Consider the following 14,356-nt stretch of genomic DNA (forward strand, 5'->3'; position numbering starts at 1 on the left):
ATCCGCACGTATCGGGGCACAAACGGAGTCCGTTCAAAGATTAGCCGCAATCCTTTAGATGTCGCTTTTATTTGGAGCATATCTTCGAGACTAGAAAGAAGGCGATATAAGTCACAAATTGTTTCATTTAAGGTAACCCTACCTGCTTCAATCTTGGACATTTCTAAAATATCGTTGATCAATTCTAACAAATGCTCACCAGAACGCATTACAATGGCTAAGTGTTCCTGCTGTTCCGTAGAGATAGTGCGATCGCGATTCATCAGTTGAGTAAAGCCGAGAATTGCATTAAGTGGTGTTCTCAATTCGTGGCTCATATTCGCCAGAAATTCGCTTTTGGCGCGGTTGGCGGCATCGGCGGTTTCTTTGGCTTTAGCTAGTTGAACTGACTGATATTGAATCTGAGCAAATAGTTCTGCTTGTTGCAATGCTACTCCCATTTGATTGGAAATTTGCTCTAGCAATCTAATATCTTCAGGCTCCCATTTACGAGTTCTAGAATTTTGATAAGCACTGAGCAATCCCCAGAGTTTGTTAGTGGTAAAAACTGGCACAATTACATAAGCTTTAACTTGAAATTGCTCCAGAATATCTAGGTGACATTGAGCATAACCCATCTGATAGATATCATTTATGACTGAGTATTCCCGATTTACATACCTGCCACCTTGAGTTTCTTGTAAATAGGTATCTACCCAAATAGAGGCAATACCTTCACCCACTAAGGGAACCCACTCTGGGCTGATAGACTCGCAAACAAACTCCCCACTCCAGTCAGGATTAAACTGATATACAGAAACGCGATCGCATTTTAGCAATTGCCCCACCTCTTGGGTAGTTGCCCTTAAAATAGTATCTGTATCTAAAGTTTGGCGTATTCTTTCGATCATTTGGGCAATTGTTCTCTCCCTCTGTGCCATTTCCTGTAGGGATTCCTCGGCTTTTTTCCGTTCGATTACCAGGGAGGTTAGTCTAGCCAGAGATTCGATAATTTTTAATTCGTTTTCATCAGGGGAGCGCACTTTGGAAAAATATAAGGCAAAGGTTCCCACAACTTTGCCTTTATCTGAGATAATTGGCTCAGACCAACAGGCTCGCAAATTGTATGGTAAAACCATTTCTTTAAATGGTGCCCACAAGGGATCGTTTCCGATATCTTCCACAATTACTCGCTTACCAAAATAAGCAGCCGTACCGCAAGAGCCAACCATTGGACCAATCGGTAATGGATCGATTGCTGCTACGAAGGATGGGGGAATTTGTGGACTCACAAATGGACGCAAATGAAGATTATCTTCTGCCATCAAGAGAATTGATGAATACATTCCAGGTGTCAATTTATCGACTTGATCGGTTAATTCTAGCAATACTTCATGCAAAGATTGACCCTGCGCCACCATTTCCAGAACCGTTTTCTGAATGTTCTGTAATAACTCTCTTTGATTCCTTTCTGTCACATCTCGCAAGGAGATAAGATAAGAAGATTTATTTTCCCAGGTAATGTCTACCGCCCGCATTTCAGCGACGATTAATTTGCCAGAGGGACGAATGATATGTACCTCTGTTGCTTCCTGATTAATGATGGGTACGCCTACAGATGTACCTAAAAGTTCTTCTTCGGATCGTCCGAATAATTTTGTCGCAGCAGTATTGACAAAAAGTACTTGATGAGTATCTTTGTCTTGGACAACCAAGCTTTCAGAAATTGTCGAAACAATTTGAATTAAATGTTGTTCGCTTTGTGTCAAATTTTTAATTAATAAAGATGAATCTTTAGACCAAGTCATATCTTAAGAATCATGTTACTATTTTACCGTAATATTTATTTATATTATATATTTATTTGTACGAGATAGATACCCGACTTCTTAGAGAAGTCGGGTATCTGGGGTGTTATACAGCAGATTCCAGATTTATCCAGTATACAATAGAAACCCGGTTTCTTAAAGAAACCGGGTTTCTGAGTCCCTCACATACCTTAAAATTGCTGTATTTCAAAAAGTAGTCAACTCCGGTACAACAACTTTAGACTCCACCACTTTCAGCGGTTTTAATCCTTTCACCCCAATCGGCTCAATCTCCTTAATCTCCTTAATCTCCTCAATAGATTCAAGCAGAGTAGTTTTTTGTGGAAACTGAATTCCATGGAGATAAGCATACCTTCCCCGTTTAGCGATTAATTCAGCATGAGTGCCCATTTCCAAGATTCTACCTTCTTCCATGACTATAATTAGATCGGCATTGTAGATAGTAGAAAGCCGATGTGCGATCACTATACTGGTGCGATCTTTTAAAAGCTTCTGCAACGATTCTTGAATCAGGCTTTCCGACTCTGTATCTAGGGCAGAAGTAGCTTCATCTAGTACAATAAATTGGGGATTTTTAACCAATACTCTGGCGATCGCTAAACGTTGTCGTTGTCCCCCCGATAACTTCAATCCCCTTTCGCCAATAATTGAATTATACCCTTCCGGAAAGCTCATAATAAATTGGTGAGCATTTGCGGCTTTGGCTGCGACTTCAATCTCCTCATCGGTAGCGTCTAATTTGCCGTAAGCGATATTATCCCGAATCGTACCGTAGAGGAGCAATGTTTCCTGAGAAACAATACCAACACGATCTCGAAGTGAATCTAAGGTAACATCTCGCAAGTCATAAGCATCTAATAAAATTCGTCCCTTTTGCGGATCGTAAAAGCGCATGGCTAGTTTAGCAACTGTGCTTTTTCCCGCCCCAGAGGAACCAACTAAAGCCACCGTCATTCCCGGTTGAATTTCTAAATTAAACTCGTGTAAAACAACTTGACCATTATGACTGTAAGCGAACTCAACATTCTCAAAAGTAACCTTTCCTTGAAGGTTAGCAATTGCCACAGCGTCTTCTTTTTCTGTTACCTCTGGTTTAATATCTAAAATTTCAAAAACCCGATCGGATGCTACTATTGCGCGTTGCATAATATTCATCACTTTACTAAACCGTCGGATGGGTTGATTCATTTGACTAATATAAGCGAGAAACGCTGCTAATTCACCGATAGTCAAACGTCCAAGCATTACTTCACTCGAACCAAAAACCACAACAATTAAAGTGCCGAGGTTATTCAAAATACCAATAACTGGAAAAAACAGCGACCACAAACGAACAGCACGAATGTTAGCATCCATATAGTGGCGACTGTAATCAGCGAATCTGTCTATTTCATACTGCTCGTTCCCAAACGACTTAATGATATTGATATTAGAGATTGTATCTTGGATATGACTGTTAATTGCTGCACCTGAAACCTGAACATCCCGATAAGCATCCCGCATCCACTTGCCAAACACCTGACTCAAATAAATCATCAGAGGCCAAGTTACTAAAACCATTACTGTTAGTTGCCAATCAGTACTAAAAAGATAAACCGAAATGGCAACAACTGTAATACTATCTGCGAAGATTTCGGGAATATCCGCTGTAATTAAATTCCCCATCGCATTGACATCACCAGACAACCGGGACATTAAATCTCCTGTCCGCCGATTGTCGAAAAAGCTGATGGACAGCTTCTGAATATGTTGATAAAGATCGTTCCGAATGTTATTTAGGATTCGATGTCCAAACAGAGACATCATGTAACTGCGGAGAAAATTAAATACTCCCACTAATAGGGAAACCAATAAAATTGCCCCACCAATCCAAGGTAATTGGTCGAAATTTTTACCAGGAATGACTGTATCAATCGCGTAGCGGGTGATTTGGGGAATGAGTACCTGAACAAAGGAAAGGCAGAAAATCATTACTATTGCGATCGCAAACGGTAATTTATTCTGCCAAATGTATACCCACAAACGCTTGTAGAGTTTCTTAACCGATCTATTGATCTGTACGTCACCATTTTTATTTTCGGCAATCTTTTGAAGTACGTTTGCTTGCACTGAATCCTTCCTCAATTAATTAAAGTAAAAGGTAAAGATGGGGAATGGTAAAAGGTAAAATAAATGACTTTAATCAAGTATTCATTCCCCATTCCCTATTTCCCATTCTCCTTTCTAAAATTTCTTTCTTACTACTTCTTCACACCGCCAGCATTTTCTTCAGGATAGATTTTTTAGACATTACCGGAAATTCTTCCCGTAAAATTGACCGTTCCAAAAATGGACACAACACTTCCCACCCTTCACCCCCACAAATATTAAAAACCAATAGGGATTCCGGGCGATCTTTAAAATAGTCCAGCACGTTTTTGTGGTGCAAATCGTAGACATAAGCCAATCGATCTGCATTGAAGGTATATGTGCCGTAAACTGCTAGACGCAAAAAGCGTCTTAATCGCATTTTATCTTCATTATCTGGGTTTGTGTCAAATACAGGTTTATTGTGCCAGTGGGCTTCTATTCCTTTGAGCCAAGATTCTTTCTGCCGCACTGTGAGGATAAACTTACTGTTGGGAAACAGTTGATCTAGTTGCGGGTAATAGGGCACTACAGTAATATCGGTTATACCATCGCAATCCTGCAAGATTGACAAATCATAATTAGCTGCCATTAACTCCTGCAATGTTGTTGTACCATTGGGATAATGAACGATATTAAATCCCAGTTGATTTAAGGAGATGGTGAGGCTTTTTGTTCCGGTACGGCTTAATCCAATGCCAAAAAATTTCATAGGTTGAGAGGTGATAGATTAGAGAAATTTTCGCTAAGGCTTTTGAATGGGTGACTTTATTCCCCATTTCCTAATTAACTCAATCCTTACTTTTAAAAGGAAAAGGGGCATCCACAAGAGGCGATTTAAAAAATGGACAGAGTTTTTCCCATCCTTCCCCACCGCAAATATCGATAATTAACAGAGATTCTGGTCTGTCTTTGAAATATTCCATGACAGTTTTATAGTGGAGATCGTAAATATAAGACAATCGCTCTCGATTAAACTTATAAGTGCCAAATATAGCAACACGCTGGAGTATCCTGATTTGGTTTTTTGGCTCGTTATCTAAGCCATCTCTTATATCTTTAATCTGCCATGTTTCTTCAACCGACTTAAGCCATGATTCCCGATCGCGAACAGTTAAAATAAACTTGCTATCAGGAAACATTTGATCTAATTGAGGGAAAAATGGAGCAACAGCAGTAGCAGTTATTCCATCAAACTCATTGAATATAGACAGGTTATATTTACCCGCCATCAACTCCTTGAGTATTATCTCTTCATTTAGAGAATGGAGTACATGGATACCTAGCTGATTTAATGCCATGGTTAAGCTGGCATTCTCCGTATTGGCCATCCCGATCCCAAAAACCTTCATCGTCTTACTGCTAAAACGTTGTTGGCTATTGAAGTTGGCGATTAAATCCCATGCTTCTTGTAAACTGAATGGTTCTTTTTCTGAGATATTCTGTTTCTCCAACTCGCGAATGGCAATTTCTGGTAAATTTTCAATAAATCTTGCCATCTCTTGGGGGGAAGCATTACTAGCAACGATTTTTCTGGCATACTCTACTGCATAATTTGCCACTTTAAAGTCCAAATCATCCCCTTGCAGTTGCCATTCTTCTTGATGAAAATTTAATTTTTGTTGATGATATTCCGTGCGACTCCTTAATTCCCTCAAGGCATATTTTGCAAATATTTCCCGATAATACTGAAAAAAATCATGGAAAATTTTGAAGGGTTTAAATATCTTCCCTAGGTTCATTTCCCTCAGTGCTAAAGCCCTCAATCTCGATTCTGGGCGCAATACATATTTAGCATCATCTTTTGGTACGGGAATCTCTGCCATGGCGCGGATTACATCAATCCGCGTGATATGGACTCCACAATGAATGTTACCCCGGAATTTATCCAAAACGTAACAGTCTAGATATGGAAAGTTATTTTGTTCCAGGAAGGGAATCATATCCTCCATAATCAAACAATCCGCATCGACGGCGATGACGAAATCGCAATCGTAGTCAATTGCCAGCATTTGCTGTACTGCTTTAGCAAAGGGTTTAACATTATTAAGAATATGAACTCGATCCGGCTGGATCTGTTTAATCGCTAAATCTAAGGAAGCTTCAGCGGTTCTTTCCCCAACGCTTCTAAATACCAAATCTATTTTTTTCATTTCTTAAAAACCCCATTTCATTTCTTCATTTTCTTGGCCTACTATTTCTTCAAATAAGCGTTTGCTATTGGGATCTAGTTCTTCCATCCAGCGCAAATCTAAGCTAATTCCTAAGCTGCGATCTTGATAATAATAGCTGTTTTTTTCTGAAAGACTGACGATTGGCTCTTTGATTTTTTCGGTTTGCGCTTTGGTGACTAAAAACTGAGTACCGTCGTTACCGCCAAGGGGATGATGTTCTTGTTGGTAGTAATGGAGCATCTCCGGTTGATAGTCAATTTCTAAAAAGTCACAAAGATTCCGCGTAACTGTTTCTGGCTGAGTAGCTAATTCTTCATAACGGATTTTGATTTTTTTATGTTCAAAGCTTTGGAATAGCTCCTTTGTCAGTTGAATCTGGGTACGCCAGCTTTCAATTAATTCCTTAATATCTTTGTCAGGATATTTTCTGATCCGAGAATTGAGAACCGCTCTCCCGTCTCGTTGCAGAAAGATGAGAAAGGGTTGGGCAGTTGTCCGTGCGATCGCAGTTAATTGTTCTTCTAACCATTCCAGATTCTTGGTTGAATCAATCATGATTGGTTTTTCAGTTTTACGGGAGACTTGTTCATAGAGATCTAGGCTATCTGTCAAATTCAAGTCTCCCCACACTCGACAATCAAAACCGCAGATTTTACAGACTCGTTTTTTGATTGGTTTGTTGGGATCGTGCAAAAATCTGCTTTTAGCTGCTTCTCCACAATAAAAACAATCGCTATGACTTCCCAGTATTAATCCTAAAAGAGTAGATCCAGAATGACCAACTCCACAGATAAAATATACTTTTTCGTTCAGTCTCGTTAGTGTATTATTCATCAACATCTTTTAGATTCATTCTGCTCTTGCTAGTTTTATTGGGAGCATCCCGATTGGGAAGAAATGCAAGTCGTATTCTTGCTCCCCCCTTTGATAAGGGGGGCTGGGGGGGTAAAAACTTTGTCAAAAAACGAGTATCTTTGCCAAAGTGGGATGCTCCCGTTTTATTCTACTGGTAATTCTCTATATTACCAATCCTGTCACCATATTTGGTACTCGCTTAGATTTGCTCACCAGCTTCACAAGAAAAGATCGCCTGCGACTACGCCTGCAAGGATCGAGTTCCGCCTAGAGCAATTTTCAGGTATGTGAGTTACAAAGAAACCGGGTTTCTGGGGTATACTCTCAAAGAAACCCGGTTTCTGGGGTATACTTCATCAACCTGCAATCTGCTGTATTTTTAACTAGGGGAACTAATATATTAATAAAAGCGTCTTGAAACAAAGTAAAAGAGACTTAGCCACTGGCGGAAGTTGGTAGTGTTAAGAGTGAACTCGGCTTTACTTGGCAAGATGTGCAACGATTCGATTGGGAGAAATTTATAATATGGGTTTCCAGAAATATTCATCGTATCTGGGTGCTATTGCCTTCACCTTGTCTCTAGAAGTAGTGTCATTTTCACTTGTAATCCCACCGTTGAGGGCACAGCCGACAGAAATCAGTCTTCGCTTCCCCCAATCCCAAGACATCGGCGCACCTGCTAGAAGTGGTGGCGGCGGACAAAGGGGGCCAACGGCTTGTTTGAAAGGGGACTTACCCTTAACCGCTTTGACACCGACTAATAATGGGGTGAAAACTTTGTTAAAAAATCCCAGCTTATATTGGTACGTTCCCGAAACAAATGCGCAGTCGGCAGAATTTATCGTGGTAGACAATAACGGCGATCCAGTCTATTCAACCATCTTTACACTACAGAATGTTCCTGGGATGGTTCAGATTACTTTGCCAGATACAGTAACTTTGACACCGGGGAAGGAGTATACTTGGCACTTTGCCATTATTTGCAATCCCAGAAACCGCGATCGCGATGAATATGTCCGAGGCTTGCTTCTACCAACTACCGCAGATCTTCTGAGCGAAGAATTACGTCAGGAAACTGGACGAGGACTTACCCCTCAACAAAAGGAAATGCTTAACCCCTCGGAGTTGAGGAAAAACTTAGCACAACTGAAGACTAATCCGCAAGAGGCGAAAATACGGCTTCAGGAGCAAGCTAAAGAGTATAGTGAAGTTGGAGTTTGGTTAGAAACTCTAACCATTTTTACTCAGTTGTCTCAGGCTTTTCCCGATGACTGCAATCTGGCGAAGGAACAACAAGAACTTTTCAATTCAGTTGATTTAAACGAGATTGGTCAAGAATTTGATGGTAAGAGTTGTCGAGTTAACTCTCAATAAAAGTAAAAAGTAAAAAGGCAGCTATACTAAAGACTGAATACTGATAGCTGAAGGCGTAAAAAAAATCTTGGGTTACAAGTGCAATCGAGCTTGGCTTAAGCCTTAATCCTTTATACTTATTAAGTTTGGCAAAATGTGCAAATATTTGACGGGGAGAAATTGATAATATGAGTTTCCAGAAATATTCATCCTATCTGGGTGCTATTTCCTTCGCATTGTCTCTAGAAATGGTGATATTTTCACCCACTATCCTACCTTTAAGGGCACAGCCAATAGAAATCAGTCTTCGGTTCCCCACAGGAAAGGAGATAGGCGCACCTAAGAGAACAGGCGGTGCTGGACAACGTGGTCCAATAAGTTGTCTGAAGGATGGCATTCCCCTCACTGCTGTGACACCGATTAATAATGGGGTGAAAACTCTTTTACCCAACCCTACATTATATGTCTACGTTCCCGAAACTAGGGCAAGTTCGGCAGAATTTATCGTGGTTGACAATAACGGCGATCCAGTCTATTCAACCACCTTAGCATTGAAGAATACTCCTGGTATAGTATCCCTGAATTTGCCCGATAAAGTAACATTGACACCAGGCAAAGAGTATACTTGGCACTTTGCTGTTGTTTGCAATCCCATAAATCGCGATCGCGATGAGTTTGTCCGAGGCTTGATCTTACCAACTACCATAGATCTAATTAGTGAAGAAATGCGTCAGGAAACTGGACGGGTACTTACCCCTCAACAACAGGAAATGCTCAACCCCTCGGAGTTGAGGAAAAACTTAGCACAATTGAAGACTAATCCGCAGGAGGCGAAAAGACTGCTTCAGGAGCAAGCAGAGGAATATAGTCAAGTTGGAGTTTGGTCAGAAACCTTAACTATTTTCACTCAGTTGTACCAGGCTTTTCCCGATGACTGTAATCTGGCTAATGGGCGAAAAGAGTTATTCAAGTCGGTTGAGTTAGATGAGATTGCTCAAACACTTGACGATCGGAGTTGTCGCTGAAGGATGAAGCGGTGACAGCTTCCCAGCCCATTAGTAAACTAACCGCCACAAAGCTCAGTACAGCTATGGTGGCGGCTTTCAATAGCCCACTATTGGTAGCGTTGCTGCCTAAGTCATATGAGATCGATCCTTTATCCTCTTTACAGAAATTGGCAGAAATATAAAAATTTAATTAAGTTATTAAAAAAAAAATGTATTTTATAAAAAATGAAAATATTCATTGATTCTTCATGGTTCAAAGACCTATTTATGATCGTATTAATATTCTTTGCTTATAAAAAATAGATATAAATAAATAGCGACGAGAGGAAATAAGATCTCATTAAATATTGGACAAAACCCGAATAGTTCTGTTAATATTTCAATGGTGTTAAGACTCCACAAGTACCAAGAACAAGTTGGAAATACCTGAATTTGTTTCCTTAGACTAGTCAACCAATTCTGTTTTTTTTGTTAACAGGATTTACACAGCGACGCTACTCATAGTGTGGATGGTCCGCCCTTCAAGGGATAACGGACCCTACAGATTGAGGCTTTGGGTAAGTCCTGGTTAAATTCTCCACCAAAAGGATTAAATAATGAGTTTTGCTGTTGATTTTGCCGTAGCTAATGACTGGGGCACTGGTTTTACTGCTAATATGTCCATTACCAATAATGACACCAGTAATTTAAACGGCTGGATGCTGGAATTTGATGCACCATTCGAGATTGCGAACATTTGGGATGCGGAAATTGTCAGCCATCAGGGTACTCATTACATAGTCCGAAATCTTAGCCATAACAGTACCATCACGGTTGGTACTTCTGTCTCTTTTGGCTTCAATGGTGGTCCAGGAAATATCACTAATCCACCCAGTAGTTATATTCTTAACGGACAATCTCTGAGTATGCCAACGGTTTTACCTAGTCTTACGATTAACGACGTAACTATCACCGAAGGTAACTCGGGGACGCTACTGGCTACCTTTGAGGTGAAACTCTCCAAAGCCAGCCTCGATACGGTTACAGTCCAATATGGTACAGCTAATGGCACGGCGACAGGAGGTTCGGATTATACAGCCACATCTGGTACGATTACTTTTGCGCCAGGGCAAACCTCAAAAATTATCACCGTACCCATCAAGGGTGACTTGCTTAATGAAGTCAACGAAACATTCACCGTCAACCTATCTAATCCCAGCAAAGCAACAATTGCCGATGCCCAAGGAATAGCTACAATTATCGATAATGACCCCATTCCCAGTTTTGCGATTAATGATGTAACCATTAGCGAAGGTAACTCTGGTACGAAAAACGCGATCTTTACCGTTAACCTCTCAGCCGCCAGCGGTAAGACAACCACTGTTAACTTTGCCACCACTAATGGTACAGCTACAGCAGGTTCAGATTATACTGCAAGATCTGGAACCCTTACCTTTGCGCCAGGGGAAACTACAAAAACTATCACCGTACCGATTATTGGCGATACGGTGGTGGAAAGTAATGAAACCTTCACCCTCAACCTTTCTGGCGCAACTAATGCCACAATTTCTGATTCTCAAGGTGTGGCTACCATTACCAACGATGACCTAACTCCGGGATTACCACAATTATCTATTAATGATGTCACCAAGATTGAAGGCGACAGCGGTACTACCAACGCTACTTTTACCGTTAGGCTCTCTGCTGCTAGTACTCAAACAATAACAGTCAACTTTGCGACAGCGAATGCTACAGCTACGGCAGGTTCAGACTACACTAGTAAGTCAGGTACTCTCACCTTCACTCCTGGGCAAACCTCGAAAACGGTTAGTGTGGCTATTAAAGGCGATCTTCTCAATGAGGATAACGAAACCTTTAAGGTTATTCTCTCTAACGCCATTAATGCTGCGATCGCAGATAATGAAGGAATTGCCACTATTACCGATAATGACCCCATTCCCAGTTTTACCATCGGTGATGTCACCTTAACTGAAGGGAATAGTGGCACAACTAACGCTATTTTTACAGTAAGTCTTTCCAGTGCTAGTGGTAGGGCAACCAGCGTTAACTTTGCCACAGCCAATGGTACCGCGATCGCAGGTTCAGACTATACTGCTACATCAGGTACTCTTACCTTCAATCCAGGGGAAATTAGTAAAACCATTTCTGTAGCTGTAATTGGCGATACTCTTCAAGAATCCAACGAAACCTTTACAGTTAACCTATCCAACCCTACTAATGCCACAATTACCGATAGTCAGGGTATTGGCACTATCACCGATAACGACTTACCGCTGCCTGGAACTTTTAATTACGGGGAAGCGCTACAAAAGTCTATCTTATTTTACGAAGCCCAGCGCTCCGGTGACCTACCCACAACCAATCGTCTCCCCTGGCGCGGTGATTCGGCGCTGAATGATGGGGCAGATGTTGGTCGCAACCTCTCTGGCGGTTACTATGATGCAGGAGATCATGTGAAATTCGCTTTCCCCATGACTAGCTCGATGACTATGCTAAGTTGGGGTGCGGTTGAATATCGGAATGGTTATCAACAAAGCGGTCAACTTCCCTATATATTAGATGCGATTAAGTGGGGGACTGACTATATTCTCAAATCTCATGTTACTGATAGTAACGGGACTAAGGAATTTTGGGGACAAGTTGGACAAGGAAATATCGATCACGCCTACTGGGGTTCCCCAGAAAGCATGACAATGGTCAGACCTTCCTTTAAAATAGATCGTCAAAACCCAGGTTCAGACTTAGCTGGGGAAGCTGCTGCTAGTTTAGCTGCTGCTTCGATTGTTTTTCGACAGACAGATAGCGCTTACGCCGATACACTCCTGCAAAATGCTGTCCAACTTTATAATTTTGCCGATACCTATCGCGGCAAATATTCTGACTCTATCCCTGATGCCGCTAATTACTACAATTCCTGGAGTGGTTACAATGACGAATTAGTCTGGGGTGCAACTTGGTTGTATAAAGCCACAGGGAATACTAGTTACCTCAACAAAGCCGAAAGTTATTACCAGCAATATATTGGGGGATTGGGAAATGGGTGGACTCAATCCTGGGATGATAAATCCTACGGTGCGGCTATTCTCCTATCACAGTCTACCGCTAATGTCAAGTACCGCAACGATGTTGAGGGTTGGCTAAATCATTGGAGCGATACAAGTGGTAACGGGATTACTTATACTTCAGGGGGACTAGCATGGCTTTCTCAGTGGGGTTCATTGCGATATAGCGCAACTACGGCATTTCTGGCTGGGGTTTACAGCGATACCGTTAATGATTATAGCGATCGCTATGCCAATTTTGCCGAAGGACAAATCGACTATATTCTCGGCGATAATCCCAATAACTTCAGTTATATGGTGGGTTTTGGCGACGATTATCCATTAAATCCCCATCACCGCGCTGCATCCGGTACAACTAATGTCAACGATCCGATAACTAACCATCATACACTTTACGGCGCTTTGGTGGGAGGTCCAGCTTCGGCGAATGATTCCGACTACCAAGATGTACGGAATGATTATATTCGCAATGAAGTTGCTCTTGATTACAACGCTGGTTTTACGGGTGCTTTGGCGAGAATGTACGATACATTTGGTGGGGAACCTTTGAGTGTGATTCCGGAAACTACGATTGGTTTCGTGACACCTTAAACTCAGATCTTGCACCAATGTCAAAAAAGAGTGAGATGTAGTCAGGCTGCGTCCCCAATATCAGGCGAAAAGCTTATTATTACGTTGGTGGGGACTGCCCACCAACGCAGTTATTGAGAATGGAGCAAGATCGGGAACGCGAAGCGCGTACATCAGAGGACTAAAGTCACGGGGTTTTCAGGCTATTTTCTTATAACGAGAGTTTTGCAATTTGCGCTTTAACATCGAACCCGCACCTAAAGCTGCAACCGCGAATATTCCCCAATCTTGGGAAGGCTCGGGGACAGATTTATGATTGTCTTCTATTGCTTTTAAAGCTACATCAGCTACTAACCGATTAGCAGCCGTTGTTGGATGGAGATTGTCCCAGAATAAATATTTATCTGGATTATCGCAAATATTAAAATCAAAATCTGGTGGATTTTGAATATCGAAGTTAGTTAGGCAAGAGTCAGTTACATTCGTAAATCCCAATTTACCATTGATAGCATCTTTGACTAGAGAATTAACATCGACTGGTATAATGTTAATTCCGCTTAAGGATTTGTTTAACCCATCAAGAGCATTACTCAATCCGATATTATGTCCTGCGGTTAATAAGTTTAGTCCGTTAGAAGCCGCACTACCAAGACTAAGCCCCAAAGGAAGATTTCCCAATTCGGGCAAGTTAGGTACTAAAAAATTGCGAGCGCCTATGTTGAAGAGTGAGGTAATTGCTTGGGACAAATTACTGACAGGATTAGCTGGATTTGTCTCACCTCCACCTAAATAATCGTTAGCACCTGCGTAGACAACATAAAGACCATTTGCATCTGCGATGGGCACAAGTCCTTTAAAGGTGTTAATCTCTTGCTCTAATCCTGGTAATCCGGGAATTGGGATTGTGTTTGTGTTTTTTGTAGTAGCACCACCGAAAGCAAAGTTTATCCCTTGGCTTGGGGAAAGAAACGGAAGTGTGGTAACGGGAACTGGATTTAATCCTAAATTTTGTCCCAAATAATCTATCCAGTTTGGTCCATTAGAAAAACGGCCGTTAAAGTAGGGGGGACTCTGGGGAACTAAACCACCTGTAACATTGGAAACGTTTCCTGGATCGGAGAGACTATCACCAAAAACATACATGCTGGTGAAATTGGCTGCCATTGTCTTTAATGGCAACATAAAATAGAATAGGAAAAATCCGGCGGCGAATGTTGGTTTACCCATGGTAGATGCTACTCCTGATATTGTTTGGTTGCGGGGAAGGGGTTGAGAGCTAATTGTTGGGTGTTGCTAATAATTGTAACAGGCGAGACGTTATACGATAAATAACGAATGAGGAATAAGTGACATCTCCTACACCAACCTGAGTACAGGTATGGTGTAGGCTTCCAAACCAA

9 protein-coding genes are annotated in these 14,356 nt (G+C 41.4%); 3 read left to right on the top strand and 6 right to left on the bottom strand.

All coding sequences use genetic code 11. The annotated features are described in order from the left end of the window. The 5 genes from NJ959_RS15340 to NJ959_RS15360 all read right to left on the bottom strand — a co-directional run. Positions 1–1,787, bottom strand: a 1,787-nt coding sequence (locus tag NJ959_RS15340; RefSeq protein WP_254012609.1) for a GAF domain-containing protein, incomplete at its 3' end; no start/stop codon positions are given. 207 nt (positions 1,788–1,994) lie between these two features. After that, a complete protein-coding gene (locus NJ959_RS15345) occupies positions 1,995–3,917 on the bottom strand; it encodes an ABC transporter ATP-binding protein (RefSeq protein WP_254012610.1) in 1,923 nt (640 codons plus the stop codon). Between the two features lie 139 nt (positions 3,918–4,056). After that, positions 4,057–4,647, bottom strand: a complete 591-nt coding sequence (locus NJ959_RS15350) for a sulfotransferase family protein (protein ID WP_254012611.1) — start codon at positions 4,645–4,647, stop codon at positions 4,057–4,059. Positions 4,648–4,726: 79 nt separating this feature from the next. Then, on the bottom strand, positions 4,727–6,088 hold the full coding sequence (locus NJ959_RS15355) for a sulfotransferase family protein (protein ID WP_254012612.1): 1,362 nt from the start codon (positions 6,086–6,088) through the stop codon (positions 4,727–4,729). 3 nt (positions 6,089–6,091) lie between these two features. Further along, the gene (locus NJ959_RS15360; protein WP_254012613.1) at positions 6,092–6,943 is read right to left on the bottom strand and encodes a sulfotransferase family protein; all 852 of its coding nucleotides are present in this window, start codon (positions 6,941–6,943) and stop codon (positions 6,092–6,094) included. Positions 6,944–7,489: 546 nt separating this feature from the next. On the opposite strand from NJ959_RS15360, the gene NJ959_RS15365 reads away from it, so the two are divergent. From NJ959_RS15365 to NJ959_RS15375, 3 genes are all read left to right on the top strand, one after another. Next, the gene (locus NJ959_RS15365) at positions 7,490–8,338 is read left to right on the top strand and encodes a DUF928 domain-containing protein (protein WP_254012614.1); all 849 of its coding nucleotides are present in this window, start codon (positions 7,490–7,492) and stop codon (positions 8,336–8,338) included. A gap of 167 nt (positions 8,339–8,505) precedes the next feature. Next, complete coding sequence (locus NJ959_RS15370; RefSeq protein ID WP_254012615.1) at positions 8,506–9,342, top strand: DUF928 domain-containing protein; 837 nt, start codon at positions 8,506–8,508, stop codon at positions 9,340–9,342. A 578-nt stretch (positions 9,343–9,920) separates the two neighbouring features. Next, positions 9,921–12,977, top strand: a complete 3,057-nt coding sequence (locus tag NJ959_RS15375) for a glycoside hydrolase family 9 protein (RefSeq protein WP_254012616.1) — start codon at positions 9,921–9,923, stop codon at positions 12,975–12,977. A 177-nt stretch (positions 12,978–13,154) separates the two neighbouring features. Here the strand turns inward: NJ959_RS15375 and NJ959_RS15380 are convergent, their stop codons facing one another. Further along, positions 13,155–14,183, bottom strand: coding sequence for an SGNH/GDSL hydrolase family protein (locus NJ959_RS15380; RefSeq protein ID WP_254012617.1), 1,029 nt, complete (start codon positions 14,181–14,183; stop codon positions 13,155–13,157). Positions 14,184–14,356: the final 173 nt, after the last annotated feature.

The organism is Limnofasciculus baicalensis BBK-W-15 (assembly GCF_024178385.1).
GTDB classification, from domain to species: domain Bacteria; phylum Cyanobacteriota; class Cyanobacteriia; order Cyanobacteriales; family Coleofasciculaceae; genus Limnofasciculus; species Limnofasciculus baicalensis.